The organism is Enterobacter asburiae (assembly GCF_008080435.1).
GTDB classification, from domain to species: domain Bacteria; phylum Pseudomonadota; class Gammaproteobacteria; order Enterobacterales; family Enterobacteriaceae; genus Enterobacter; species Enterobacter asburiae_C.
In genome coordinates, this window is record NZ_VRKN01000006.1 from 93,655 (window position 1) to 119,936 (window position 26,282).

At 55.0% G+C, this 26,282-nt stretch carries 22 protein-coding genes; 13 read left to right on the forward strand and 9 right to left on the reverse strand.

All coding sequences use genetic code 11. The annotated features are described in order from the left end of the window. Window positions 1-707: 707 nt before the first annotated feature. The gene (locus tag FU672_RS13510) at window positions 708-2,264 is read left to right on the forward strand and encodes a DUF3300 domain-containing protein (RefSeq protein WP_148243607.1); all 1,557 of its coding nucleotides are present in this window, start codon (window positions 708-710) and stop codon (window positions 2,262-2,264) included. A gap of 10 nt (window positions 2,265-2,274) precedes the next feature. After that, window positions 2,275-3,066, forward strand: coding sequence for a DUF2950 family protein (locus FU672_RS13515; RefSeq protein ID WP_148243741.1), 792 nt, complete (start codon window positions 2,275-2,277; stop codon window positions 3,064-3,066). 52 nt (window positions 3,067-3,118) lie between these two features. On the opposite strand, the gene lpdA is transcribed toward FU672_RS13515, so the two are convergent. The 4 genes from lpdA to pdhR form a co-directional block, all read right to left on the reverse strand. Next, on the reverse strand, window positions 3,119-4,543 hold the full coding sequence (gene lpdA / locus FU672_RS13520; RefSeq protein ID WP_003856313.1) for a dihydrolipoyl dehydrogenase: 1,425 nt from the start codon (window positions 4,541-4,543) through the stop codon (window positions 3,119-3,121). A 175-nt stretch (window positions 4,544-4,718) separates the two neighbouring features. After that, a complete protein-coding gene (gene aceF, locus FU672_RS13525) occupies window positions 4,719-6,614 on the reverse strand; it encodes a pyruvate dehydrogenase complex dihydrolipoyllysine-residue acetyltransferase (protein ID WP_063143365.1) in 1,896 nt (631 codons plus the stop codon). Window positions 6,615-6,628: 14 nt separating this feature from the next. Next, the gene (aceE, locus tag FU672_RS13530; RefSeq protein ID WP_089599170.1) at window positions 6,629-9,292 is read right to left on the reverse strand and encodes a pyruvate dehydrogenase (acetyl-transferring), homodimeric type; all 2,664 of its coding nucleotides are present in this window, start codon (window positions 9,290-9,292) and stop codon (window positions 6,629-6,631) included. 123 nt (window positions 9,293-9,415) lie between these two features. Further along, a complete protein-coding gene (pdhR, locus tag FU672_RS13535; RefSeq protein WP_008501960.1) occupies window positions 9,416-10,180 on the reverse strand; it encodes a pyruvate dehydrogenase complex transcriptional repressor PdhR in 765 nt (254 codons plus the stop codon). A 263-nt stretch (window positions 10,181-10,443) separates the two neighbouring features. Between pdhR and FU672_RS13540 the strand changes: the two genes are divergently transcribed. The 4 genes from FU672_RS13540 (at window position 10,444) to FU672_RS13555 (ending at window position 14,611) form a co-directional block, all read left to right on the forward strand. After that, window positions 10,444-10,671 (forward strand): hypothetical protein, encoded by a 228-nt coding sequence (locus FU672_RS13540; RefSeq protein ID WP_148243608.1) that lies wholly within the window; start codon window positions 10,444-10,446, stop codon window positions 10,669-10,671. Between the two features lie 46 nt (window positions 10,672-10,717). After that, window positions 10,718-12,088 (forward strand): aromatic amino acid transporter AroP, encoded by a 1,371-nt coding sequence (aroP, locus tag FU672_RS13545; RefSeq protein ID WP_148243609.1) that lies wholly within the window; start codon window positions 10,718-10,720, stop codon window positions 12,086-12,088. 164 nt (window positions 12,089-12,252) lie between these two features. Then, a complete protein-coding gene (locus tag FU672_RS13550; protein WP_148243610.1) occupies window positions 12,253-13,650 on the forward strand; it encodes a glycoside-pentoside-hexuronide (GPH):cation symporter in 1,398 nt (465 codons plus the stop codon). Between the two features lie 10 nt (window positions 13,651-13,660). After that, the gene (locus tag FU672_RS13555; protein WP_148243611.1) at window positions 13,661-14,611 is read left to right on the forward strand and encodes a glycoside hydrolase family 43 protein; all 951 of its coding nucleotides are present in this window, start codon (window positions 13,661-13,663) and stop codon (window positions 14,609-14,611) included. 18 nt (window positions 14,612-14,629) lie between these two features. On the opposite strand, the gene ampE is transcribed toward FU672_RS13555, so the two are convergent. Then, window positions 14,630-15,484, reverse strand: a complete 855-nt coding sequence (ampE, locus tag FU672_RS13560) for a beta-lactamase regulator AmpE (RefSeq protein WP_148243612.1) — start codon at window positions 15,482-15,484, stop codon at window positions 14,630-14,632. A gap of 9 nt (window positions 15,485-15,493) precedes the next feature. After that, a complete protein-coding gene (ampD, locus tag FU672_RS13565) occupies window positions 15,494-16,045 on the reverse strand; it encodes a 1,6-anhydro-N-acetylmuramyl-L-alanine amidase AmpD (protein WP_148243613.1) in 552 nt (183 codons plus the stop codon). Between the two features lie 87 nt (window positions 16,046-16,132). Between ampD and nadC the strand changes: the two genes are divergently transcribed. The 4 genes from nadC (at window position 16,133) to hofC (ending at window position 20,205) form a co-directional block, all read left to right on the forward strand. Beyond that, window positions 16,133-17,026, forward strand: a complete 894-nt coding sequence (gene nadC, locus FU672_RS13570; protein WP_148243614.1) for a carboxylating nicotinate-nucleotide diphosphorylase — start codon at window positions 16,133-16,135, stop codon at window positions 17,024-17,026. A 174-nt stretch (window positions 17,027-17,200) separates the two neighbouring features. Further along, window positions 17,201-17,638, forward strand: a complete 438-nt coding sequence (ppdD, locus tag FU672_RS13575) for a prepilin peptidase-dependent pilin (protein WP_148243615.1) — start codon at window positions 17,201-17,203, stop codon at window positions 17,636-17,638. Window positions 17,639-17,648: 10 nt separating this feature from the next. Then, window positions 17,649-19,031 carry a type II secretion system protein GspE gene (gene gspE / locus FU672_RS13580; protein ID WP_148243616.1) on the forward strand — a complete coding sequence of 461 codons (1,383 nt, stop codon included), beginning with the start codon at window positions 17,649-17,651 and terminating at the stop codon, window positions 19,029-19,031. Then, window positions 19,021-20,205, forward strand: coding sequence for a protein transport protein HofC (gene hofC, locus FU672_RS13585; RefSeq protein ID WP_148243617.1), 1,185 nt, complete (start codon window positions 19,021-19,023; stop codon window positions 20,203-20,205). Before gspE ends, hofC begins: the two co-directional genes overlap by 11 nt. 43 nt (window positions 20,206-20,248) lie before the next feature. Here hofC and FU672_RS13590 read toward each other — a convergent pair whose 3' ends face one another. Continuing rightward, a complete protein-coding gene (locus tag FU672_RS13590; protein WP_148243618.1) occupies window positions 20,249-21,292 on the reverse strand; it encodes a GMP reductase in 1,044 nt (347 codons plus the stop codon). Between the two features lie 228 nt (window positions 21,293-21,520). Between FU672_RS13590 and coaE the strand changes: the two genes are divergently transcribed. The 3 genes from coaE to yacG are packed head-to-tail and all read left to right on the forward strand — an operon-like array spanning window position 21,521 to window position 23,088. Further along, complete coding sequence (gene coaE / locus FU672_RS13595) at window positions 21,521-22,141, forward strand: dephospho-CoA kinase (RefSeq protein WP_148243619.1); 621 nt, start codon at window positions 21,521-21,523, stop codon at window positions 22,139-22,141. Continuing rightward, the gene (gene zapD / locus FU672_RS13600) at window positions 22,141-22,884 is read left to right on the forward strand and encodes a cell division protein ZapD (RefSeq protein ID WP_148243620.1); all 744 of its coding nucleotides are present in this window, start codon (window positions 22,141-22,143) and stop codon (window positions 22,882-22,884) included. Before coaE ends, zapD begins: the two co-directional genes overlap by 1 nt. A gap of 9 nt (window positions 22,885-22,893) precedes the next feature. After that, entirely contained in the window at window positions 22,894-23,088 is a 195-nt protein-coding gene (yacG, locus tag FU672_RS13605; RefSeq protein WP_023310404.1) for a DNA gyrase inhibitor YacG, read from the forward strand. A gap of 34 nt (window positions 23,089-23,122) precedes the next feature. Here the strand turns inward: yacG and mutT are convergent, their stop codons facing one another. Together mutT and secA are read right to left on the reverse strand one after the other, a co-directional pair. After that, window positions 23,123-23,515, reverse strand: coding sequence for an 8-oxo-dGTP diphosphatase MutT (gene mutT / locus FU672_RS13610; protein ID WP_025756761.1), 393 nt, complete (start codon window positions 23,513-23,515; stop codon window positions 23,123-23,125). A gap of 57 nt (window positions 23,516-23,572) precedes the next feature. Then, the gene (gene secA, locus FU672_RS13615; protein WP_148243621.1) at window positions 23,573-26,278 is read right to left on the reverse strand and encodes a preprotein translocase subunit SecA; all 2,706 of its coding nucleotides are present in this window, start codon (window positions 26,276-26,278) and stop codon (window positions 23,573-23,575) included. Window positions 26,279-26,282 lie beyond the last annotated feature (4 nt).

Genomic DNA, 26,282 nt, shown 5'->3' on the forward strand with positions numbered 1-26,282 from the left:
GGGGAGACGAGACGAATTTTAGGGACAAAAAAACCGCCTGGTAGCGGTTTATTTGTTGCCTTGCGGTGGTAGCACACCGGGCCGGCAGATTTGCGGCAATACACTCGACATGAATAATGCTCCTGAGTAAGAAAATCTGCAAGTACCTGTTTGGTGTTTACGAGTCGCCATCCAGTTTCGAATGAAAAAGGATGTAACTGCATTTCCACTCTTCTCAGTCTGTAGCAACTGTAATACTGTTGCTCCCGGCCTGCTTCGCTGGCGTAGCAACCAGTCACCGGGCCCGGGAGCAGTTCCGTAACCTACGCGGCAATACACTTATTTGCCTGGTTCTGCCTTTCCCGGTGGAGAATGAACCCGCGTAGCCTGTACAGGAACGCACGCAATGGAGATGCGAATCACTGCGCTGATCGTTGTGACCGGTTTACTGCTTACCGCGCTGCACGGTGGCTGGAACATATCCGACATCACGGTGCTGTTTGTCGTCAACCTCGGCAACTAGCTGCTGGCCGCTCGCAAGAGCGGCCTTCTGAATTCCCTGCGGTTTTTCCCGCATCGCATATAATTGTGTAATAAATACTCACACTCTTTATCCGGACGTCCCGGACGCTTCCCAATAAAAGTCAAAACAGTAAAAGACGGGTGAATAATACTCACGCCAACCGTAACGCCTCACGGCACAGCGCTTGTCTCGTTGGAGTCATTTTATGAAGTTGCCCTTTAAGCCACATCTGCTCGTCCTTCTGTGCAGTGCCGGGCTGTTTGCCGCCTCAGGCGTCATGTTTGTCAAAAGCCGCGCCACGGAGCCCGCTGCGCTGGCACCCGTCGCACAACAACCAGCTGCACCAGCGCCTGCCGCAGCCCAGCCCGCCCCTGTTGTCGCGCCAACCTACACTGCCGCGCAAATCGATCAATGGGTTGCTCCCATCGCGCTCTACCCGGATGCCCTGCTGTCGCAAATTTTAATGGCGTCGACCTATCCGGCCAACGTGATCCAGGCGGCGCAGTGGTCCAAAGACAACCCTAAAATGGAAGGAGACGCCGCGATTCAGGCCGTTGCCAGCCAGCCCTGGGATCCCAGCGTAAAATCGCTGGTCGCGTTTCCTCAGCTTATGTCCCTGATGGGTGAAAACCCGCCGTGGGTACAAAATCTGGGTGATGCGTTTCTCGCGCAACCGAAAGACGTGATGGATTCCGTTCAGCGCCTGCGCGCGCTGGCACAGAAGACAGGCGCTTTACAATCCACACCTCAGCAGACGGTCACCACCGTGACAAAACCGGCGCCAGCGAAAACCAGCACCACCGAGGCAACAACAGCGGCGACGTCCGCGCCCGCCCCAACGGTAATCAAAATTGAATCTGCCGACCCGCAGGTTGTTTACGTCCCCACCTATAACCCCAATACGGTTTACGGCACCTGGCCAAACACCGCCTATCCGCCCACCTATCTCCCACCGACACCCGGGGAGCAGTTTGGCAACAGTTTCGTAAACGGTTTAGGCTTCAGCCTGGGCGTCGCCACAACCTATGCCATCTTCAGTAACATCGACTGGGATGATGACGATGACTGGGATCATCACCATGACGACTGGGATAATCACGGTGGCTACAATCGCAACGGTGATAACAACATCAATATCAACGTTGAGAACTTCAATAAAATCAGCGGACAGCGTCTGACGGACGCCAACCGCACCTGGCAGCACAACCCGGCCTATCGGGAAGGTGTGCCCTATCCGACTAACCAGCTCAACACTCGCTTCCACTCCACCAACTCGGCTACAGGGCTCAGTTCAACGCAGCAAAAACCGGTTAACCGCGATAGCCAGCGTCAGGCCGCTCTGAGCCAGATGGAGAAATCCACGGGCAAAACCTTCCCGCAAACGGCGCGCACCGGAACGAAAGATGTGCAGCGTCAGGCCTCAAATGAACAGCTGAAGCAGATTTCGCAGCGCAATAACTACCGTGGCTACGACACCAAACCGCAGACGGTGAAGCGGAGCACCACGCAGCAGCGAGAAAATCGCCAGACCACTGCGCAGAGACAAGAGAAACGCGTTTCGCAGCCCGCACAACAACGCCCTCTCCAGCAGCGAAACAGTCAGCCCCGGGCCAATGCGCTGAGTGGCAACGACAGCCGCTCCGCAAACTGGCAGGCGCAGCAGCAGCGCGGTGCGCAAAGCAGACAACTCGCTGCTCGCCAGCAGCAGCCACGTCAGGCGTCTGGTGGACGTGCTGAACGCCGTGAAATTCGACATCGCTAAGGGAACCGACATGAAAAGTAAACTACTCAGTGGAATGGTGTTGTTCATGCTTTCGGCCTCAGTGATGGCGCAGCAGTCCTTTAGCACACCCGATCAGGCAACCGATGCGCTGACCAAAGCCATTAGTGAGCAAAATGAGAGCGCGATGACCAACCTGCTAGGAGAGAACTGGCGCGATTTTCTGCCCCCTGAAGGCGTTGATCCGGATGCTGTCGATCGCTTCCTGCGCGACTGGAACGTCCGTCATAACACGGTTGTCGAAGGGGATACGGCGCATCTGGTTGTCGGAGACAGCGGCTGGCAGCTTCCCATCCCGGTGATCAAAACCACTGCAGGCTGGCAGTTCGATATTAAAGAAGGGGCTGAAGAGATCCTGACTCGCGAAATTGGGCGTAACGAGCTCGCCGCCATTGAAGCCTTACATGCCTATGTTGATGCGCAGCAAAGCTATTTTGCGATGAACCAGAAATACGCGCAGAAGATTGTCAGCTCGAAAGGGAAAAAAGACGGTTTGTACTGGCCAGCCTCACCCGGTGAAGCGCCCAGCCCGCTCGGACCGGCATTTAGCCCGAAAGAGCCGGGTACCGGCTATCATGGCTATCGCTTTCGAGTTCTGCCGGATAATAACGGTTTCGCGATGGTTGCCTGGCCGGTCAGCTATGGTCAGACGGGCGTAATGAGCTTTGTGATAAACCAGGACGACAAGGTGTACCAGTCCGATCTCGGCGGCGATTCAGAGCAGAAAGCCCGGGCACTGACCGCCTATAGCCCTGATAAAACCTGGCAGCCAGTGACACCCTAAACGCAGCGCATAAAAAAAGCGGCCAGAGGCCGCTTTTTTCATCGGAAGAAACTTATTTCTTCTTCGCTTTCGCGTTTGGCAGGTCAGTGATGCTACCTTCGAACACTTCTGCCGCCAGGCCCACGGACTCGTGCAGAGTCGGGTGAGCGTGGATGGTCAGCGCGATATCTTCAGCGTCACAGCCCATTTCGATAGCCAGACCGATTTCACCCAGCAGCTCGCCGCCGTTGGTACCGACAATCGCACCACCGATCACGCGGTGAGTCTCTTTGTCGAAGATCAGTTTGGTCATACCGTCTGCGCAGTCGGACGCGATAGCACGGCCAGAAGCAGCCCACGGGAAGGTGGCAGTTTCGTAGCTGATGCCTTTCTCTTTCGCTTCTTTCTCAGTCAGACCCACCCATGCAACTTCTGGCTCGGTGTACGCGATAGATGGGATGACTTTCGGATCGAAGTAGTGCTTCATGCCGGCGATAACTTCAGCGGCAACGTGACCTTCGTGAACACCTTTGTGTGCCAGCATTGGCTGACCGACGATATCGCCGATAGCAAAGATGTGCGGTACGTTAGTGCGCAGCTGTTTGTCAACGCGGATAAAGCCACGGTCGTCCACTTCCACGCCAGCTTTGCCCGCGTCGAGGTTTTTACCGTTCGGCACACGACCGATAGCCACCAGCACGGCGTCATAACGCTGTGGTTCGGATGGGGCTTTTTTGCCTTCCATGGAAACGTAAATACCGTCTTCTTTCGCTTCAACGGCAGTCACTTTGGTTTCCAGCATCAGGTTGAATTTCTTGCTGATGCGTTTGGTGAAGACTTTAACGATGTCTTTGTCGGCAGCCGGGATAACCTGGTCAAACATTTCAACCACGTCGATCTCTGAACCCAGCGCATGGTACACGGTACCCATTTCCAGACCGATGATACCGCCGCCCATGACCAGCAGACGCTTAGGAACGGTTTTCAGCTCCAGAGCATCGGTGGAATCCCACACGCGTGGATCTTCATGCGGAATGAATGGCAGTTCGATTGGGCGAGAGCCTGCCGCGATGATCGCGTTGTCGAAGTTGATCACGGTTTTGCCGTTTTCGCCTTCCACTTCCAGGGTGTTCGCACCGGTGAATTTACCCAGACCGTTTACCACTTTCACTTTACGGCCTTTGGCCATACCCGCCAGACCGCCGGTCAGCTGAGTGATAACTTTCTCTTTCCAGGTACGAATTTTGTCGATATCGGTTTTCGGCTCGCCGAAGACGATACCGTGTTCAGCCAGCGCTTTGGCTTCTTCGATAACTTTCGCTACGTGCAGCAGCGCTTTAGAAGGGATACAGCCGACGTTCAGACAAACACCGCCGAGGGTGCTGTAACGTTCTACGATGACGGTTTCCAGACCTAAATCCGCGGCGCGGAATGCTGCGGAGTAACCTGCCGGGCCTGCCCCAAGTACTACGACCTGAGTTTTGATTTCTGTGCTCATCATGACCTCTTAATTTATACCCGTCGTCCACCGGGTCGTTCTATCCGCCCGCAGTTTACAAAATTGTTAACAATTTTGAAACAACAAACAGCTCACGAATTGTCGCTTTCGCCAATAACCTCACAAACCCCATGAGATTATCAGAAAAAAGCCGGCCGATTGGCCGGCTTTTCGATTACATCACCAGGCGGCGAATGTCGCTCAGGGTGTTGTTGATGATGGTGATGAAGCGCGCACCATCAGCACCGTCGATCACGCGGTGGTCGAAGGACAGAGAGATTGGCATCATCAGACGCGGCACGAACTCTTTGCCGTTCCACACCGGCTCCATCGCGGACTTGGACACACCGAGGATAGCCACTTCCGGCGCATTAACAATCGGCGCGAAGTGGGTAGTACCCAGGCCGCCGATGCTGGAGATAGTGAAGCAGCCGCCCTGCATTTCGCCGGCAGTCAGCTTACCATCACGCGCTTTTTTGGAGATCACGGTCAGTTCACGGGACAGCTCAGTGATGCTCTTCTTGTTCACGTCTTTGAAGACCGGAACAACCAGACCATTTGGCGTATCAACCGCAACACCGATGTTGATGTATTTCTTCAGCGTCAGCTTCTGGCCGTCTTCGGACAGGGAGCTGTTGAAGCGTGGCATCTGCTCAAGGGCAGCGGCAACGGCTTTCATGATGAAGACCACTGGGGTGAATTTCACGTCCAGTTTGCGCTTCTCAGCTTCGGCATTCTGCTGTTTACGGAACGCTTCCAGATCGGTGATATCGGTTTTGTCGAAGTGCGTAACGTGCGGGATCATCACCCAGTTACGGCTCAGGTTAGCGCCAGAGATTTTCTGGATGCGACCCAGCTCAACTTCTTCGATTTCGCCGAACTTGCTGAAGTCCACTTTCGGCCATGGCAGCATGCCCGGGATACCGCCGCCAGCGGCTGCAGCTGGTGCAGCTTCGGCGCGTTTCACCGCGTCTTTCACGTAGGTCTGAACGTCTTCGCGCAGGATACGACCCTTACGGCCCGTTCCTTTCACTTTCGCCAGGTTCACACCGAATTCGCGCGCCAGGCGACGAATCAGCGGGGTCGCGTGGACGTAAGCATCGTTTTCAGCGAACTCAGATTTTTCTGCTTTAGCAGCAGGAGCCGCAGCAGGTTTAGCAGCCTGAGCCGGTGCAGCAGCCGGTGCTGGAGCAGCCGCGGCAGCCGGAGCTGCGGCAGGCGCAGCGCCTTCCACTTCGAAGACCATGATCAGAGAACCGGTAGACACTTTGTCGCCGGTGCTGATTTTGATCTCTTTAACGGTACCCGCGAACGGCGCAGGGACTTCCATAGAAGCCTTGTCGCCTTCAACGGTGATCAGTGACTGTTCAGCGGCAACTTTGTCGCCCACTTTCACCATCACTTCGGTCACTTCAACTTCGTCACCGCCGATATCCGGTACGTTAACGTCTTTCGCGCCGCCAGCAGCTGCTGGTGCAGCAGCCGGAGCCGGAGCAGCGGCCTGTGCTGGCGCGGCGGCGCCTTCTGCACCCGCCACTTCGAAGACCATAATCAGCGACCCGGTCGACACTTTGTCGCCGGTGTTGATCTTGATCTCTTTAACGGTACCGGCGAACGGAGCTGGCACTTCCATAGAGGCTTTGTCGCCTTCTACGGTGATCAGTGACTGCTCGGCCGCAACGGTGTCGCCCACTTTCACCAGGATTTCAGTGACTTCAACTTCGTCACCGCCGATGTCAGGCACGTTGACTTCTTTCGCGCTCGCGGCAGCTGCTGGAGCAGCGGCGGCCGGAGCGGCTTTCTTCTCTTCCTGCGCAGGTGCAGCTGCTGCTGCACCGTCGGCGGAATCGAAAATCATGATCAGTTTGCCAGTCTCGGTTTTATCGCCAACAGAGACTTTGATCTCTTTAACGATGCCAGCCTGAGGAGACGGGACTTCCATAGAGGCTTTGTCGCCTTCTACGGTGATCAGCGACTGTTCAGCTTCAACTTTGTCGCCAACTTTGACCAGGATCTCGGTGATTTCAACTTCATCAGCCCCGATGTCCGGTACATTGATTTCGATAGCCATTATTCTTTTACCTCTTACGCCAGACGCGGGTTAACTTTTTCTGCATCGATGTTGAATTTGGTGATTGCGTCCGCAACCACTTTCTTATCGATTTCGCCACGTTTAGCCAGTTCGCCCAGTGCTGCTACAACCACGTAAGAAGCATCAACTTCGAAGTGGTGACGCAGGTTTTCGCGGCTGTCAGAACGACCGAAGCCGTCAGTACCCAGAACGCGATAATCATCAGCTGGAACGTAAGTACGAACCTGCTCAGCGAACAGTTTCATATAGTCAGTAGACGCCACCGCTGGCGCGTCGTTCATCACCTGAGCGATGTACGGAACGCGTGGGGTTTCCATTGGGTGCAGCATGTTCCAGCGCTCACAATCCTGGCCGTCACGCGCCAGCTCAGTGAAGGAAGTCACAGAGTACACATCGGAACCCACACCGTAGTCTTTCGCCAGGATCTGTGCTGCTTCACGAACGTGACGCAGGATAGAACCGGAGCCCAGCAGCTGAACTTTACCTTTGCTACCTTCGAGGGTTTCAAGTTTGTAGATACCTTTACGGATACCTTCCTCGGCACCTGCTGGCATTGCCGGCATGTGGTAGTTTTCGTTCAGGGTGGTGATGTAGTAGTAAATGTTCTCTTGCGCTTCACCGTACATGCGGGTCAGACCGTCGTGCATGATGACAGCCACTTCGTACGCGTAAGACGGGTCATAAGAGATACAGTTAGGGATCGTCAGAGACTGAATATGGCTGTGGCCATCTTCGTGCTGCAGACCTTCACCGTTCAGGGTCGTACGACCGGACGTACCGCCTACCAGGAAGCCGCGAGCCTGCTGGTCGCCAGCCTGCCAGCACAGGTCACCGATACGCTGGAAACCGAACATGGAGTAGTAGATGTAGAACGGGATCATCGGCAGGTTGTTGGTGCTGTAAGAGGTCGCAGCAGCCAGCCAGGATGCGCCTGCGCCCAGCTCGTTGATACCTTCCTGCAGGATCTGACCTTTCTCGTCTTCTTTGTAGTATGCAACCTGCTCACGGTCCTGCGGGGTATACTGCTGGCCGTTCGGGCTGTAGATACCGATCTGACGGAACAGACCTTCCATACCGAAAGTACGCGCTTCGTCGGCGATGATTGGAACCAGACGATCTTTGATCGACTTGTTCTTCAGCATCACGTTCAGGGCACGAACGAAAGCGATAGTGGTAGAGATCTCTTTATTCTGCTCTTCCAGCAGTTGAGAGAAGTCTTCCAGCGCTGGCAGTTCCAGCTTCTCGGTGAAGTTAGGCTGACGAGCTGGCAGGTAGCCTTTCAGCGCCTGACGACGTTCGTGCAGGTACTTGTGCTCTTCAGAACCTTCAGGGAAGGTGATGTAAGACAGGTTTTCTACCTGCTCATCGGTCACTGGAACGTTGAAACGGTCGCGGATATAACGCACGCCGTCCATGTTCATTTTCTTAACCTGGTGAGCGATGTTTTTACCTTCTGCGGTATCACCCATGCCGTAACCTTTGATGGTATGGGCCAGGATTACAGTCGCTTTACCTTTGGTTTCCTGCGCTTTTTTCAGTGCAGCGTAAACTTTCTTCGGATCGTGACCACCGCGGTTCAGCGCCCAGATCTGCTCGTCAGTCCAGTCTGCAACCAGTGCGGCGGTTTCAGGGTATTTGCCGAAGAAGTGTTCACGAACGTAGGCACCGTCTTTGGATTTGAAGGTCTGGTAGTCACCGTCAACGGTTTCGTTCATCAGCTGGATCAGCTTACCGCTGGTGTCTTTACGCAGCAGCTCATCCCAACGACCGCCCCACATGACTTTGATCACGTTCCAGCCAGCACCTGCGAAGATGCCTTCCAGTTCGTTGATGATCTTGCCGTTACCGGTTACCGGACCATCCAGACGCTGCAGGTTACAGTTGATGATGAAGCACAGGTTGTCCAGCTTCTCACGGGTCGCGATGGTGATCGCACCTTTGGATTCTGGCTCATCCATTTCGCCGTCGCCCAGGAAGGCGTAAACGGTCTGCTCAGAGGTGTCTTTCAGACCACGGTGTTCCAGGTATTTCAGGAATTTAGCCTGGTAGATCGCACCGATTGGGCCCAGACCCATAGATACAGTCGGGAACTGCCAGAATTCAGGCATCAGTTTAGGGTGCGGGTAAGAAGACAGACCTTTACCGTGAACTTCCTGACGGAAGTTGTTCATCTGCTCTTCAGTCAGACGACCTTCCAGGAATGCACGTGCATAGATGCCCGGAGAGATGTGGCCCTGGAAGTACACCAGATCGCCGCCGTCTTTCTCGTTCGCTGCACGGAAGAAGTGGTTGAAGCACACTTCGTAAACGGTTGCAGAAGACTGGAAGGACGCCATGTGGCCACCCAGTTCCAGGTCTTTTTTGGATGCGCGCAGAACGGTCATGATGGCGTTCCAGCGGATTGCAGAACGGATACGACGTTCCAGATCCAGATTGCCCGGGTATTCCGGTTCGTCTTCGACGGCAATCGTGTTTACGTAGTTGCTAGCCCCTGCACCTGAAGCAACCTTCACACCGCCTTTGCGGGCTTCAGAAAGCAGCTGATCAATCAGATACTGAGCGCGCTCAACACCTTCTTCACGGATGACCGATTCGATCGCCTGTAGCCAGTCGCGAGTTTCGATCGGATCCACGTCATTTTGGAGACGTTCTGACATGGGGGTATTCCTTATCTATCTAATACGTTGATTTGTCTGGAACCTGTCCCATTGTGCTCTTGGGCAAGAACACAATAAGACAGGTTCTGCGTTTAGTTGCCGCGCTCTAAAAGTACCTGGCGCTTAATCCTTTCGTTGCTGTATGCGGCGTAATGAACGTTCGCGACGCGATTGTTCACGGCTGCGGTCCAGCAAGATTTCCTCAATGAAAGCCAGATGTCGGTGCGACGCTTCGCGCGCCTGCTCCGGTTCCCCGGCCATTATCGCCTCGAATACTCGGGTGCGATGGTTGCTTACCAGTGGGAGCATGTCCCGACGGGCATACAACAATTCAAAATTCTGACGAACGTTCTGGGCCAGCATCGGCTCCATGCAGCGTAGCAGATGGAGGAGCACCACATTGTGTGCTGCTTCGGTGACGGCGATTTGATACTGGACGACGGCGCTGGACTCGGCGTCTAAATCGCCGGACTGCTGTGCCCGTTCAATGGCCTGATGCAGTTCGCGGATACGCACGCGATCTTCATCAGTGCTGCGAAGGGCGGCGTAATAGGCCGCAATACCTTCAAGCGCGTGACGGGTCTCAAGCAGGTCAAACTGGGATTCTGGGTGGTCAGAGAGAAGTTCTACCAGCGGATCGCTGAAGCTCTGCCACAGGCTGTTTTGCACAAAGGTTCCGCCGCCCTGGCGACGAAGCAGCAAGCCCTTTGCTTCGAGACGTTGAATCGCCTCACGCAGAGAGGGACGTGAAACGTCGAACTGTTTTGCCAGCTCGCGTTCTGGCGGAAGTTTTTCACCCGGGCGCAGAGTCCCTTCGAGGATTAAAAACTCCAGCTGCTGCTCAATCACATCAGATAGTTTTGGTTGGCGAATTTTGCTGTAGGCCATATTCCCTGTCTTACGCCTTTTTGCCCGGAGTCAATTGGTCTTACCAATTTCTATTTCGTATCGCTAAAGTAACAAAGTATTCACCTTCTGTCCATATTGGTTTTGATTGAAATCAGTAAACCCTGCACATTTTAACAACCTTACAGAAATAACGTTTCAGAAATGTAACTTTGCACAAATGAGTTGATTACTCCTTAAGAGGGAGTTTTAACCATAATGAAACGAGGGTTTTTGCAATCTGAAGCGATTCAACAAGGCAAATAATGAAAATTCGCCCACTTATGGCGCATTTCTATTCTATAGGTTGGGTTAGGAAGAATAAGCGGGTCGATTTACAAATGCTTTCTTTTTATTCAAGTCGTCATCACCCCTTCATAAAGCAGGTGCATTCGCAGGCGCTTACCACTATTCTTGCGCTTACGGAAGTCATCTCCGCTTTTTTCGGTCTCGTTAACCGTAAAGAAATAAATACAGAATATGGACTTTCATAATTACACACGCACAGCGTGAACATAACAACCACACACGAGGTTTCAAATGGAAGCTCAACAGCACGGCGATCAGCTAAAGCGCGGGCTTAAAAACCGCCATATACAGCTCATCGCACTGGGCGGTGCGATTGGTACCGGCCTGTTTCTGGGCAGCGCATCCGTTATCCAGTCAGCCGGTCCTGGCATTATTTTGGGTTACGCGATAGCCGGTTTTATTGCCTTTCTGATTATGCGTCAGCTTGGCGAAATGGTCGTTGAAGAGCCGGTCGCAGGCTCCTTCAGCCACTTTGCCTATAAATACTGGGGCAGCTTTGCCGGTTTCGCCTCGGGCTGGAACTACTGGGTATTGTACGTTCTGGTCGCCATGGCTGAGCTTACCGCCGTCGGGAAATACATTCAGTTCTGGTATCCCGAGATCCCAACCTGGGCCTCCGCAGCGGCTTTCTTCGTCGTGATTAACGCCATTAACCTGACCAACGTAAAAGTGTTCGGTGAAATGGAGTTCTGGTTTGCCATCATCAAGGTCATTGCCGTGGTGGCAATGATTATCTTTGGCGGCTGGTTGCTGTTCAGCGGCAACGGCGGCCCGCAGGCAACCGTACGCAACCTCTGGGAACAGGGCGGATTCCTGCCTCACGGCATGACCGGTCTGGTGATGATGATGGCCATTATCATGTTCTCCTTCGGCGGTCTGGAGCTGGTGGGTATCACCGCCGCTGAAGCCGACAACCCGGAGCAGAGCATTCCAAAAGCCACTAACCAGGTTATCTACCGCATTTTGATCTTCTATGTGGGTTCGCTGACCGTGCTGCTCTCCCTGCTGCCGTGGACGCGCGTGACCGCTGACACCAGCCCGTTTGTTCTCATCTTCCATGAGCTGGGCGACACCTTTGTAGCAAACGCCCTGAACATCGTGGTACTGACCGCAGCGCTCTCCGTTTATAACAGCTGCGTATACTGCAACAGCCGTATGCTGTTCGGCCTGGCCCAGCAGGGTAACGCGCCAAAAGCGCTGCTCAACGTCGATAAACGCGGCGTGCCGGTAAACACGATTCTTGTATCTGCGGTCGTGACCGCGCTGTGCGTGCTCATTAACTATATGGCACCGGAATCGGCATTTGGCCTGCTGATGGCACTGGTGGTCTCTGCCCTGGTCATCAACTGGGCGATGATCAGCCTGGCGCACATGAAGTTCCGCCGCGCAAAACAGCAGCAGGGCGTCACCACGCGCTTCCCTGCCCTGCTCTACCCGCTGGGTAACTGGATATGCCTGCTGTTTATGGCGGCCGTGCTGGTGATCATGCTGATCACGCCGGGTATGGCGATTTCCGTCTACCTGATCCCGGTCTGGATTGCGATCCTTGGCGTGGGCTATCTCTTCAGTCAGAAAAGCCGTAATGCCATGAAGGCCCACTAAGCCTCTCTCCGCGGCGCCTGCTTTTGCGGGTGCCGCGCGTTGTTACCTCTCTCACACTTTCACACCCACAGCGCATTTATCCATATCACCGCCCTGATACTGCAACGCATATATTCCTTTGCCAGCAAATAATTCTCTCCATACCGTAAACCGGAGAGCTGTCGATGGATAACAACACACTGTCAGTAAAAGAAAAGATCGGCTATGGGATGGGCGACGCGGGATGCAACATCATCTTCGGCGCCATCATGCTGTTTGTTAACTATTTTTATACGGATATTTTTGGCCTTGCCCCTGCGCTGGTCGGCGTGCTGCTGCTGTCTGTCCGGGTGATTGACGCCGTAACGGACCCGATTATGGGCGCGATTGCCGACCGTACCCGCAGCAAATATGGCCGGTTTCGTCCATGGCTGCTGTGGATCGCCTTCCCCTACGCGCTGTTCAGCATTCTGATGTTCACCACGCCGGAGTGGAGCTATAACAGCAAAGTTATCTATGCGTTTGTCACCTACTTCCTGCTCTCTTTGACCTATACGGCAATCAACATTCCCTACTGCTCGCTGGGCGGGGTGATCACCAACGACCCAAAAGAGCGTGTGGCCTGCCAGTCGTATCGCTTCGTGCTGGTTGGCATTGCCACATTGCTGCTGTCGCTGACGCTGCTGCCGATGGCCGACTGGTTTGGTGGAGATAACAAAGCCAAAGGCTACCAGATGGCGATGACCGTGCTGGCGCTGATTGGAACCTGCATGTTCCTGTTCTGCTTCGCCACCGTGCGCGAGCGCGTGCGCCCGGCGGTACAGACCCACGACGAGCTGAAAAACGATCTGAAAGACGTGTGGAAGAACGACCAGTGGGTACGCATTCTGCTGTTAACGCTGTGCAACGTCTGCCCGGGCTTTATCCGCATGGCGGCCACCATGTATTACGTCACCTGGGTGATGGGGCAGAGCACCCACTTCGCCACCCTGTTTATCAGCCTGGGCGTCGTGGGCATGATGCTCGGCAGCGTGCTGGCTAAAGTGCTGACCGACCGCTGGTGTAAGCTGAAGGTCTTCTTCTGGACCAATATCGTGCTGGCGATTTTCTCAACCGCCTTCTATTTCTTCGACCCGAAAGCCACCGTCACCATCGTGGTGCTCTACTTCCTGCTGAACATCCTGCACCAGATCCCGTCTCCGCTGCACTGGTCACTGATGGCCGACGTGGACGACTACGGCGAGTGGAAAACCGGGAAGCGTATTACCGGGATCAGCTTCTCCGGCAACATCTTCTTCCTGAAACTGGGGCTGGCGATTGCCGGGGCGATGGTCGGCTTCCTGCTCTCCTGGTACGGTTACGATGCCGGGGCGAAAGCGCAAAGCGCGGACGCCATTAACGGGATCGTGCTGCTGTTTACCGTCATTCCCGGCATTGGATACTTAATTACCGCGGGCGTGGTACGCCTGCTTAAAGTGGACCGTGAAACGATGAAACGCATTCAGGAAGACCTGGAAAAACGTCGCACCAATTACCGTGAACTGAGCGACTATCAGGAACTGAAAGCCGCAGAGACAAAATAAGGAGAGCCAAATGCATCAGTGGCGAAACCCGTTTATTGAACAACGCGCCGATCCGTACATTTTACGCCACGAGGGGCAGTACTATTTTATCGCCTCCGTGCCGCAGTACGACAGGCTGGCGATCCGCCGCGCAGACTCCCTGGAAGGGCTTCGCGATGCCGACGAGGTCGTTGTCTGGCGCAAACCCGACACCGGCCCAATGAGCCAGCTGATTTGGGCACCAGAACTGCATCATATTGACGGGAAGTGGTACATCTATTTTGCTGCGACGCACACCCAGGCGCTCGACGCGCTCGGAATGTTCCAGCACCGTATGTTCGCCATTGAATGTGCTGACGGCGATCCGCTCACCGGCGCGTGGGTGGAAAAAGGGCAGATCAAAACGCCTTTCGACACCTTCGCCCTGGACGCCACCACCTTTGTTCATCAGGGGAAACGCTGGTATCTGTGGGCGCAAAAAGCGCCGGATATCACCGGAAACTCCAATCTTTATCTGTGCGAAATGGAGAACCCCTGGACGCTGAAAGGCGAGCCGGTGATGCTCAGCAAGCCGGAGTATGACTGGGAGCGTCGCGGGTTTTGGGTCAACGAAGGCCCGGCGGTGCTGGTTCACGGCGATAAGCTGTTTATCAGCTATTCCGCCAGCGCCACCGACGAGAACTACTGTATGGGGCTGCTGTGGATAGACCTGAATGCCGATCCGCAAAACCCGGCAAGCTGGCACAAATCCCCACGTCCGGTGTTCGTTACCAGCTATGAAAACCGCCAGTTCGGCCCAGGACACAACAGCTTTACGCAAACGCCGGAAGGGGAAGATGTGCTGGTGTATCACGCGCGTAATTACACCGAAATTGAGGGCGATCCGCTCTACGATCCGAATCGCCATACCCGCCTGAAGCTCGTCCGCTGGAATGAAAACGGGATGCCTGATTTCGGCATCCCGCCCGCGGATACGCTTTAGTCTTTACGGCGCGCTGGCTTACACCAGCGTGCCGTAGATAGTCAGCAGCGCCACCACGACCACCACCACAAACGAGGTTTTCTTCGCCATCGAGACAGCGGCTTTCGGTGTTTCAATCTTGTCGGTATGCGGCTCACGCGCCAGCGAGAACTGCGCCAGACGCGTTAGCACCTGGTACTGCGACGTATGGCGATCGGCAAGAGACGCGAACCATGCGGGTAGCGCTTTTTCACCGTGACCAATTAACGCGTACACCACGCCCACCAGACGCACCGGGAGCCAGTCGAGCACGTGCAGGATGGCATCTATACCGGACTGCAGGCGTTCGTGCGGCGTCAGATAACGGGCAAGCCAGGTCTGCCAGGCGCGCAGGAACGCATACCCCATCAGCAGTACCGGCCCCCACGGACCGCCCACCACGAACCAGAAAAGCGGCGCAAGATAGTAACGGAAGTTAATCCACAGCAGCGCGTTTTGCAGTTCGCGCAGAAATTCGCGCTCGTCGCAGTCCGGCGGCACGCCGTGGATCATGGTCAGTTCACTCGCCATGGCACCGCGCGCATGGGCATCGTCACGGGAGGCGGCTTTCAGATATGCGTGATAGTGTAAACGCACCTTGCCCGCGCCAATGCACAGCACCCCAAGCAGGATCCACACCACCAGCAGCGGCACGTTGAAAAAGAGTCCGTACAGCGAGCGCAGGAGCAGGAACGTAATGACCATCACCCCTGCCATCATCAGCAGCGTGCGCAACATGGAAAAATGTTTGATACGGCGGAATAACACCTCCAGCCGGTGATCCAGATGCCAGTGCTCGCCGAGTTTGAACAGGCGTTCAGCGATGATAACCAGCAGCATGGTAAACAACGTCATGGTATCTCCTTATTCTGACGACGCGGTGAGCATGGCGCGAAACCGGGGCCAGTCAAAAGCCGGGCCGGGATCGGTTTTTCTCTCCGGGGCAATATCACTGTGTCCCGTGATATTGTCGGCAATTGCCGGGTAGAGTCCGATAAGCGTGCGGACCACAGCCGCTAACTGTTGATACTGTGAATCGGTGTAGGGCGTCGTATCCGTGCCTTCCAGTTCGATCCCGATAGAAAAATCGTTGCACCGTTCGCGCCCGTGATACATCGACACGCCGGCATGCCAGGCGCGCTTATCAAAGGGAACATACTGAACCACTTCACCATCCCGACGAATCAGGCAGTGAGCCGATACGCGCAGATGTGCAATTTCGGCAAAAAAGGGATGAGCATCGGGATCAATCGTTCCCGTGAATAACGCATCGATCCACGGGCCGCCAAATTCACCCGGCGGGAGACTAATATTATGAACCACCAGCAGTGTGGGCTTTTCATCCTCCGGGCGGCAATCGTGGTGCGGCGAGGGCACATGCCGCGCATCCACCAGCCATCCGTTTTCTAACAACATGCTGGAACTCCTTCTGTATGGTGCAATGACTCGGTTCAGAGTAGCATGTTTCAATATTATGATTCGTTACCAATTTGGAGTTTTATCATGCCGCCTCGCCGCTACAACCCCGACCACCGACGTGAAGCGCTTCTGGAACGTATTAATATGGATATTCCGGCAAGCGTCTCCCATGCTTTGAAAGAAGATCTGGGCGGTGACGTTAATGCTGAAAAGGATATTACTGCACAATTGTTGCCAAAAGAGACACGCTCACACGCGGTCATTATCACCCGTGAAGAGGGCGTCTTTTGCGGCAAACGTTGGGTTGAAGAGGTCTTTACTCAATTGGCGGGCGATGATGTGCAGGTGACCTGGCATGTTGAAGACGGCGATGCAGTCACTGCCAATCAGCCGCTGTTCGAACTGGACGGTCCTTCCCGCGTCTTGCTGACCGGCGAACGTACCGCGCTCAATTTTGTACAAACGCTCTCTGGCGTGGCCAGTGAAGTGCGTCGCTACGTTAACCTGCTGGCCGGCACCCGAACCCAACTGCTGGATACCCGCAAAACGCTGCCGGGCCTGCGCACTGCGCTGAAGTATGCGGTGCTCTGCGGCGGTGGCGCAAACCATCGTCTGGGCTTATCCGACGCCTTCCTGATTAAAGAGAACCACATTATTGCCTCTGGCTCCGTGCGTCAGGCGGTGGAGAAAGCCTTCTGGCTGCACCCGGATGTGCCTGTTGAGGTGGAAGTCGAAAGCCTGGAAGAGCTGGAGCAGGCGATTAAGGCCGGGGCCGATATCATCATGCTCGATAACTTCGAAACAGAGCAGATGCGCGAGGCGGTAAAACTGACAAACGGCCGCGCCCAGCTTGAAGTGTCCGGGAACGTCACTTTCGAAACGATCCGTGAATTCGCCGAAACCGGAGTGGATTACATCTCCGTTGGCGCGCTGACCAAACACGTTCGCGCCCTCGACCTCTCGATGCGCTTCAAGTGACGCATTCTCCCCTCTCCACCCGGAGAGGGGAATTTCAGCCCCGCTCGCAGATCCGCTGTTCTTCGCTGCAACACTGAATAAATTCTCTGAAGACCCCTTCCCGTTCCCTTTCTTGCCTCTCGTTTCTGCTCTTTCCCGCTGACAAAGTAGCGCCACTTTGCATAAGGAGCAGATATGGACAGACAACAAGGCTTCACACTCATTGAACTGATGGTGGTCATTGGCATTATTGCGATTCTGAGCGCCATCGGCGTTCCCGCCTATCAGAACTACCTGCGCAAGGCGGCGTTGACCGATATGCTGCAAACCTTCGTTCCCTACCGCACAGCCATTGAGCTTTGCGCGCTGGATCACGGTGGCGTGGAGAGCTGCGATGCCGGCAGTAACGGTATTCCTTCCCCCACCACGACACGCTACGTTTCAGGAATGAGCGTGGCGAAAGGGACCGTGACCTTAACAGGACAGGAGAGTCTTAACGGGCTGACGGTAACCATGACGCCACGGTGGAACGACGGCAACGGTATGACAGGCTGGACGCGTGACTGCAACATCAGTGCTGACAGCGCCCTGAAACAGGCCTGCGAAGACGTTTTCCGCTTCGACAATAACTGAGGAGCGGATAATGAATACCGATCAACTCGTGGCGCTTTGCCTGCGACATCACGCTCTGCTGCTCACCAGCGACAGTGACATGGTCAGCATCGCCGTCGTGGGCAACCCCGCGGCTGAACTCATGGAGGCACTGCGCTTCGCGACCCAGAAACGGATTGATATTGAGTGCTGGAGCGCTGAGCGCATGGAAAAACACCGGCAGCTAACGTCACAATCGCATCTGCCCGTCGTTTCGCAAAAACACTCAACGGTGGATATTCTCAACCACACGCTGCAGCAGGCAATCAACCAACGCGCCTCCGACATTGATATCGAACCGATGGAGCACACGTGCCAGATCCGTTTACGCATCGACGGGGTTCTTTGCCCCCAGCCTCCGCTTTCCGCCTCACTGGCAAGCCTGTTCAGCGCACGTTTAAAAGTGCTGGGTAACCTGGATATTGCAGAACGTCGTTTGCCCCAGGACGGCCAGTTTACGATTGAGCTGGCAAACGAACCGGTCTCGTTTCGGATCGCGACGCTTCCCTGCAGCGGTGGCGAGAAAATTGTGCTGCGTCTTCTGCATCAGGTTCAGCAGGCCCTTGAGCCAAAAGCGCTTGGCATGAGTGTTGAACAACTGGCCTGTTTTAATGAGGTCCTCCACCAGCCGCAGGGGCTGATTCTGGTCACCGGCCCTACCGGCAGCGGCAAAACCGTGACGCTGTACAGCGCGTTGCAGGCGCGTAACACCCCTGACGTCAACATCTGCAGCGTGGAGGATCCCATTGAGATCCCCCTGGCGGGGTTAAACCAGACGCAGATTAATCCCCGGGCGGGTTTAACATTCCAGAGCGTGCTGCGGGCGCTGCTGCGTCAGGATCCAGACATCATTATGGTCGGCGAAATCCGTGACGGTGAAACGGCAGACATTGCCATTAATGCCGCCCAGACCGGTCATCTGGTGCTGTCAACGCTGCACACCAACTCGACGACGGAAACCCTGATTCGCCTGGAGCAGATGGGCGTCGCGCGCTGGATGATATCTTCCGCGCTGTCGATGGTGATTGCCCAGCGGCTGGTCCGGCGTCTGTGCCCACATTGTCGCCGGGAAGCCAGCGAGCATGCTGAATTACCGCGTTCCGTACGGTCCAGATCGCTTCCACGCTGGCAGCCCATCGGCTGCGATCGTTGTTATCACGGTTTTTATGGCCGCGTGGCCATTTTTGAAGTACTCGCGATCGACAATGCCCTGCGGCAGGCCATTGCCAGCGGGGCGGGAACAGAAGTGATAGAGGCGAGCGCCCGGCAGGGGGGAATGATTTCTCTTTTTGAGCACGGCTGCATGGCCGTCGAACAAGGGCTGACCACGATCGAAGAGCTGGTGCGCGTCCTGGGTATGCCGGATGGCTGCTAATCAGCTCTGGCGCTGGCGAGCGCTCACCAAAGAAGGAGAACCCCGAAGCGGGACACTCTGGGCCACAGACCGCAATACCGCCTTCATCAGGCTGCTGCGTAGCGAGCTCCATCCTTTGACGCTGACCCGATGCGCTCAGCGACACCGCTGGCGGCCATATCACTGCTACGAGATGTTTCGCCAGCTCGCAACGCTTCTGCAGGCCGGGCTGACACTGTCCCACAGCCTGCAGATGCTGGCAGAGCAACATCCGTTAAAACCGTGGCAGGCGCTGCTGCAAAGCATTGCCGATGAGCTCAGTGAGGGAGCCCCCTTTTCTGAGTCGCTAAAAAAGTGGCCAGCCGTTTTTAGCCCACTGCATGTTTCGATGGTGAAAACCGGTGAGCTCACAGGGAAACTGGAGGAGTGCTGTCGCCAGCTCGCGCAGCAGCAAAAAGCGCAGCAGCAGCTCAGTGCGAAAGTGAGAAAGGCGCTGCGCTACCCGGCGATCGTCCTGACGCTGGCCGTACTCGTAGTGCTGGCGATGGTCACCCTGGTCTTACCCGAGTTTGCCGCGATCTACAAAACGTTTAACACTCCGCTTCCGATGCTGACACAAATGGTCATGGGGATAGCCGCATTTATACAGTCCTATGCCCTCGCGTTGTTCGCCGCGTTATTAGCGCCCTTAGCCACCGCCTGGGCTCTGCGGCAGAACCCTCGCTGGCAGCGCATGCTGATGCATACGCCCGTGATGGGGGCACTGGCAAAAGGCCAAAAACTGGGACACATCTTTACCGTGCTGTCACTCACGCAGCAGGCCGGTATCCCCTTTTTACAGGGGCTTGAGAGTGCGGAGGAGACGGTTGAAAGTCGTTACTGGCAGGAAATACTCCGCAACGTTCGGGAGGACATTGAAAAAGGCCTCCCCGTCTGGTCATCCTTTCAGAAAGCAGCCATCTTTACCCCGCTGTGTATTCAGCTTTTACGAACCGGTGAAATGTCAGGTGCGCTGGACATCATGCTGGCAAACCTCGCCCGGCATCACACGGAACAAACCTTTCAACGGGCAGATAATCTGGCGGCACTTCTGGAGCCAGTGCTTCTGATTGTGACGGGGGTCATCATCGGCACGCTGGTGGTGGCAATGTACCTGCCGATTTTCCATCTGGGGGATGCGATGAGCGCGGGCTAGTGCTGAACAATGCTGGCGCACGGGCATGCGCCAGCTAAAGCCATTACAGGCTATTGAATACGCGGTTTTCCTGTTCCTGAACGCGAATAAACGTTGTACGTTTCGTCAGCTCTTTCAGGCGGGATGCCCCAACGTAAGTGCAGGCCGAGCGCAGGCCGCCGAGGATATCGCGCGCGGTGTATTCAACCGGGCCGCGCAGAGGCAGCTTCACGGTTTTGCCTTCTGCCGCACGGTATTTTGCCACACCACCGACGTGACGGGTCATCGCGGATTCAGAGCTCATACCGTAGAACAGCATAAATTTCTCGCCATTCTCTTCAACTACAGTACCACCGCTCTCTTCGTGGCCTGCCAGCATACCGCCGAGCATCACGAAGTCCGCGCCGCCGCCGAAGGCTTTCGCAACATCACCCGGCGTGGTACAACCGCCATCGCTGATGATCTGACCGCCCAGACCGTGCGCCGCATCGGCACATTCAATGACGGCGGAAAGCTGCGGATAACCGACGCCGGTTTTGACGCGTGTCGTGCACACGGAGCCAGGGCCAATCCCCACTTTCACGATATCTGCGCCGGAGAGGATCAGCTCTTCACACATTTCACCGGTCACCACATTGCCCGCGATGATGGTTTTCGTCGGCCAGGCCTCACGCGCCTTGCTGACGAACTGCACAAAGTGCTCGGAATAACCGTTCGCCACATCAATACAAACGAAGTTGAGCGCCGGGTTAGCGTTCAGGATCTGTTTGGTCTTCTCGAAATCCGCATCGGAGGTACCGGTGGAGACCATCACATGCTTCACCACGTCAGCAGACGCGGACGCAACAAATGCATTCCACTCTTCAGGGCTGTAATGTTTGTGCACGGCGGTGAGAATGTCGAACTGTGCCAGGGCGGTTGCCATCTCAAAGGTTCCCACAGTATCCATGTTGGCAGCGATGATCGGCACACCAGACCAGGTCTGACCGGAATGCTTAAAGGTGAATTGACGTTCGAGTTCAACGTCTGAGCGACTTTTCAGTGTAGAGCGTTTAGGGCGGATAAGAACGTCTTTGAAACCTAACTTCAGATCTTCTTCGATACGCATGTGCAGATTCCTGGGGTTAGAGGCAAATTTGTTAAAAGCACAACTCCAGTGACGTTATCATACGCACTAATACCTGCTCCGCAAGACTGCGAAATTCTCTTTTTTTACGCTACAATCCTATAAATTTACCTGGTAAAAAGCCGGTAAGCAGGGCTAAACAGTTGCTGGCGCACCTAAGAGTTTTAATCAACTGATTTTAATAATGAATAATTCCCAGGATTTGATTTAATGGGGTATATCGTCGCATTAACCGGCGGCATCGGTAGTGGTAAAAGTACCGTTGCGGACGCTTTCTCTCGTTTGGGTATCACGATTATTGATGCCGATATCATTGCCCGCCAGGTGGTAGAGCCCAATACACCCGCGCTAAAGGCCATTGCAGAACATTTTGGTCAGGCAATCATCAATGCCGATGGCACACTAAATCGCCGTCAGCTTCGCGAATGCATTTTTTCCGATTCTGCGGAAAAAGCCTGGCTTAATGCCCTGCTCCATCCCATTATCCATCAGGAAACTCAGCGCCAGATTGCCGCAGCACGTTCGCCTTATGTACTCTGGGTCGTTCCATTGCTGGTCGAAAATCAGCTGCAAAAGAAAGCCGATCGGGTGTTAGTCATCGATGTCTCCCCTGAAACGCAAATCCAGCGAACCGTGGCGCGTGACCAGGTCTCGCGTGAACATGCTGAACACATTCTTGCCGCTCAGGCCACGCGCGATCAGCGCCTTGCCGTGGCGGATGATGTCATTGATAATAACGGCGCACCAGATGCCATTGCATCGGATGTTGCCCGTCTGCACGCGCAGTATCTGACGTTTGCCGCGCAGGCCGTTGCACAGGAAAAACCCTAATGTCGACTCATATTCTTTTTGAGCACCCGCTAAATGAAAAAATGCGTACCTGGCTGCGCATTGAGTTTTTAACTCAACAGCTTTCACACAATTTGCCCATCAACGACCATGCGACTGCACTGCATTTCTTCCGCAATGTCGGCGACCTGCTGGATGTGATTGAACGTGGTGATGTTCGTACCGAGTTGCTGAAAGAGCTGGAACGCCAGCAGCGTAAATTGCAGGCATGGACAGAAGTCCCCGGCGTAGATCAGAGCCGTATCGACGCGCTCCGCCAGCAGTTGAAAAGCAGTAGCGCCATCCTGATGGCCGCGCCGCGCGTCGGGCAGTTTTTGCGTGAAGACCGCCTGATTGGCCTGGTGCGCCAGCGTCTGAGCATCCCTGGCGGCTGCTGCAGCTTCGACCTGCCGACACTGCATATGTGGCTACATATGCCCCAGGCACAGCGTGACGCGCAGGTGAACAGCTGGCTGGCAAGCCTGGAGCCAATGCACCAGACGCTGTCGCTGATCCTCGATCTGATCCGTAACTCTGCGCCGTTCCGCAAGCAAACCAGCCTGAATGGTTTCTTCCAGGATAACGGTGATGATGCCGATCTTCTGCGTCTCAATCTGTCTCTTGGCGAACAGCTTTACCCACAGATTTCCGGGCATAAGAGCCGCTTTGCGATTCGCTTTATGCCGCTGGACAGTGAAAATGGCACCGTGCCGGAACGTCTCGATTTTGAACTGGCCTGTTGTTAAGGAGTGCCAATGTCTGATGTCACCACCGTAAGCTGCCCAACCTGTGGCAAAACCGTTGTCTGGGGCGAAGTGAGTCCGTTCCGCCCATTCTGCTGCAAGCGCTGTCAGCTCATTGACCTGGGCGAATGGGCGGCGGAAGAGAAACGCATTCCAAGTGAAGGCGATCTCTCGGACAGCGACGACTGGAGTGAAACCCAGCAGTAATCTGTAAAGCCTGCTGGCGCTTCGCTTAGCAGGCCTACGGTTGTGCGACTAACCGCAGGATCACGGGCTCATTCGCTGGCGGGAATTTTTCAGCATCACTTGCCTGAAGTTCCACCCAGTTACCCGGCTGTCCCTCTTTTCCCCAGGGTTCACCTTCCCAGTTTTCCACCAGCCAGAACCACAGCGTGATGTGCCTGTCCGGAAACTGGTACTCAAGCTTATCAAACAGCGTTGCGCCAAGTGGGGTGATCCCCACCTCTTCCTGAAGCTCCCGAACCAGCGCCTGTTCCGGCGTTTCACCTGACTCGATTTTACCGCCTGGAAACTCCCATTTGTTCGCCATATGGGCGTCGGCAGCGCGCTGGGTGATGAAGATTTGGTTTTGCGGGTTGCGAATAATCCCGACGGCAATTTGCAGTATTTTCATATTGTCACTTCCATAAAAAAGGCGCAGAAATCTGCGCCTTTTTGTTTTTTTATGAACTTAGCTCAGACGACCGTGGCACGCCTTGTACTTTTTACCGGAACCACACGGGCACGGATCGTTACGACCCACTTTACGATCGCCGGTCTGCGCGGCGATCGCCGCTGCGGCTTCGCTGTCGTCGGTCTGATGACTCAGCTGTTGCATTTGTGCCAGACGCTCAGCTTCTTCACGACGCTGCTGCTCCATCGCTTCCACTTCTTCCGGCATACGCACCTGAACCTTGCTCAGAGTGCTGATCACTTCGTACTTCAGTGACTCCAGCATAGACGCAAACATGGAGAAGGATTCACGCTTGTATTCCTGCTTCGGATCTTTCTGCGCATAGCCACGCAGGTGGATACCCTGACGCAGGTAGTCCATTGCCGCCAGGTGCTCTTTCCACAGGGAGTCCAGGGTCTGCAGCATCACGCCTTTTTCGAAGTGACGCATCATTTCAGCGCCAACAACCTCTTCCTTACGCTTGTAGACGTCCAGCGCGGTTTCAAAGATACGTTCACGCAGGGTCTCTTCGTGCAGCTCAGGCTCTTTATCCAGCCACTCTTTGATTGGCAGATCGAGGTCAAAGTCATTTTTCAGACGTTCCTGCAGACCTTCGATATCCCACATCTCTTCCAGAGACTGCGGTGGAATATGCGCGTCGATGGTGGCTTTAAACACATCTTCACGGATGCTGTTGATGGTTTCGCTCACGTCGGACACGTCCAGCAGTTCGTTACGCTGGGTGTAGATTGCACGACGCTGATCGTTAGCCACATCATCATATTCCAGCAGCTGCTTACGAATATCAAAGTTGCGGCTTTCCACTTTACGCTGTGCGTTAGCAATCGCTTTAGTCACCCACGGGTGCTCAATGGCTTCGCCAGGTTTCATCCCCAGTTTACGCATCATGCCGGATACACGGTCAGAGGCGAAAATACGCATCAGCGCATCTTCCATAGACAGGTAGAAGCGGGATGAACCGGCATCACCCTGACGACCCGCACGGCCACGCAGCTGGTTATCGATACGACGGGATTCATGACGCTCTGTACCGATAATGTGCAGACCGCCGGAAGCCAGAACGGCGTCATGACGAACCTGCCAGTCGGCTTTGATCTGGGCAATCTGTTCTGGCGTTGGGTTTTCCAGCTCCGCCACTTCAGCCTGCCAGCTACCGCCCAGCATAATATCAGTACCACGACCCGCCATGTTGGTGGCGATGGTCACGGCAGCCGGATAACCCGCCTGAGCAACAATGTCCGCTTCTTTGGCGTGGAATTTGGCGTTAAGAACGTTGTGTTTGATACCCGCTTTAGTCAGCTCGTGCGAAACCACTTCGGATTTCTCGATGGAGATGGTCCCCACCAGAACCGGCTGACCATTGGCAGTACGGTCGCGAATATCTTCGATGATCGCCTGAATTTTTTCTGCTTCGGTCATGTACACCAGGTCCGGCATATCCTTACGGATCATCGGACGGTTGGTTGGAACGACCACGGTATCCAGCTTGTAGATGGAGCTGAATTCAAACGCTTCGGTATCGGCAGTACCGGTCATCCCTGCCAGCTTCTCGTACAGACGGAAGTAGTTCTGGAAGGTGATAGACGCCAGGGTCTGGTTTTCATTCTGAATATCCACACCTTCTTTGGCTTCCACAGCCTGGTGCAGACCGTCAGACCAGCGACGTCCCTGCATGGTACGCCCGGTGTGCTCATCAACGATGATCACTTCACCGTCTTTGACGATGTAGTCGACGTCGCGGGTGAACAGCACGTGAGCACGCAGTGCAGCAGTCACATGGTGCATCAGCATGATGTTAGTTGGAGAGTAAAGAGACTCGCCCTCTTCCATGATGCCTTCAGCAACCAGCAGCTCTTCAATTTTCACCAGACCGCGTTCGGTCAGGTTCACCTGGCGTGCTTTTTCATCTACGGAGAAGTGGCCTTCACCCTGGAAGGTATCCGAGTCCTCTTTCTCCTGACGCAGCAGGTGTGGAATGATTTTATCGACTTTACGGTACATCTCGGAGCTGTCTTCAGCCGGGCCGGAGATGATCAGCGGGGTACGCGCTTCATCGATCAGGATGGAGTCCACCTCATCCACCAGCGCATAATGCAGTTTACGCTGCACGCGCTCTTCCGGGCTAAACGCCATATTGTCACGCAGGTAGTCAAAGCCGTATTCGTTGTTGGTGCCGTAGGTGATGTCCGCGTTATACGCTTCGCGCTTGGCTGGCGCAGGCAGGCCGGACATGTTGATGCCGACAGTCATGCCGAGGAATTCGAACAGTGGGCGGTTGTTTTCGGCGTCACGCTGCGCCAGATAGTCGTTGACGGTAACGACGTGAACGCCTTTACCGGTCAGCGCGTTCAGGTATGCCGGCAGCGTTGCGGTCAGGGTTTTACCTTCACCGGTACGCATTTCCGCGATGCAGCGCTCGTTAAGCACCATACCACCCAGCAGCTGAACGTCGAAGTGACGCATGCCGAAGACGCGCTTACTCGCTTCACGCACGACAGCAAACGCTTCCGGGATCAGGCTTTCTAAGGTTTCGCCTTTTTCCAGACGCGCACGGAATTTCGCCGTTTTCGCTTTCAGCTCGTCATCGGAGAGCTTCTCCATCGCCGGTTCCATACCGTTGATGACGGTAACAGCTTTGCGCATACGGCGCAGGGTACGATCGTTACGACTACCAAAAACTTTAGTTAACAATTTGATTAGCATAATA

Coding starts and splice junctions, on each gene's coding strand:
- mutT (WP_025756761.1), bottom strand. CDS start 23,515: ATGAAAATACTGCAAATTGCCGTCGGGATTATTCGCAACCCGCAAAAC.
- FU672_RS13550 (WP_148243610.1), top strand. CDS start 12,253: ATGGATAACAACACACTGTCAGTAAAAGAAAAGATCGGCTATGGGATG.
- FU672_RS13590 (WP_148243618.1), bottom strand. CDS start 21,292: ATGCGTATCGAAGAAGATCTGAAGTTAGGTTTCAAAGACGTTCTTATC.
- pdhR (WP_008501960.1), bottom strand. CDS start 10,180: ATGGCCTACAGCAAAATTCGCCAACCAAAACTATCTGATGTGATTGAG.
- yacG (WP_023310404.1), top strand. CDS start 22,894: ATGTCTGATGTCACCACCGTAAGCTGCCCAACCTGTGGCAAAACCGTT.
- ampD (WP_148243613.1), bottom strand. CDS start 16,045: ATGTTGTTAGAAAACGGATGGCTGGTGGATGCGCGGCATGTGCCCTCG.
- FU672_RS13555 (WP_148243611.1), top strand. CDS start 13,661: ATGCATCAGTGGCGAAACCCGTTTATTGAACAACGCGCCGATCCGTAC.
- aroP (WP_148243609.1), top strand. CDS start 10,718: ATGGAAGCTCAACAGCACGGCGATCAGCTAAAGCGCGGGCTTAAAAAC.
- FU672_RS13540 (WP_148243608.1), top strand. CDS start 10,444: ATGAAAATTCGCCCACTTATGGCGCATTTCTATTCTATAGGTTGGGTT.
- aceE (WP_089599170.1), bottom strand. CDS start 9,292: ATGTCAGAACGTCTCCAAAATGACGTGGATCCGATCGAAACTCGCGAC.
- aceF (WP_063143365.1), bottom strand. CDS start 6,614: ATGGCTATCGAAATCAATGTACCGGACATCGGGGCTGATGAAGTTGAA.
- coaE (WP_148243619.1), top strand. CDS start 21,521: ATGGGGTATATCGTCGCATTAACCGGCGGCATCGGTAGTGGTAAAAGT.
- ampE (WP_148243612.1), bottom strand. CDS start 15,484: ATGACGTTGTTTACCATGCTGCTGGTTATCATCGCTGAACGCCTGTTC.
- zapD (WP_148243620.1), top strand. CDS start 22,141: ATGTCGACTCATATTCTTTTTGAGCACCCGCTAAATGAAAAAATGCGT.
- ppdD (WP_148243615.1), top strand. CDS start 17,201: ATGGACAGACAACAAGGCTTCACACTCATTGAACTGATGGTGGTCATT.
- gspE (WP_148243616.1), top strand. CDS start 17,649: ATGAATACCGATCAACTCGTGGCGCTTTGCCTGCGACATCACGCTCTG.
- lpdA (WP_003856313.1), bottom strand. CDS start 4,543: ATGAGCACAGAAATCAAAACTCAGGTCGTAGTACTTGGGGCAGGCCCG.
- secA (WP_148243621.1), bottom strand. CDS start 26,278: ATGCTAATCAAATTGTTAACTAAAGTTTTTGGTAGTCGTAACGATCGT.
- hofC (WP_148243617.1), top strand. CDS start 19,021: ATGGCTGCTAATCAGCTCTGGCGCTGGCGAGCGCTCACCAAAGAAGGA.
- FU672_RS13510 (WP_148243607.1), top strand. CDS start 708: ATGAAGTTGCCCTTTAAGCCACATCTGCTCGTCCTTCTGTGCAGTGCC.
- nadC (WP_148243614.1), top strand. CDS start 16,133: ATGCCGCCTCGCCGCTACAACCCCGACCACCGACGTGAAGCGCTTCTG.
- FU672_RS13515 (WP_148243741.1), top strand. CDS start 2,275: ATGAAAAGTAAACTACTCAGTGGAATGGTGTTGTTCATGCTTTCGGCC.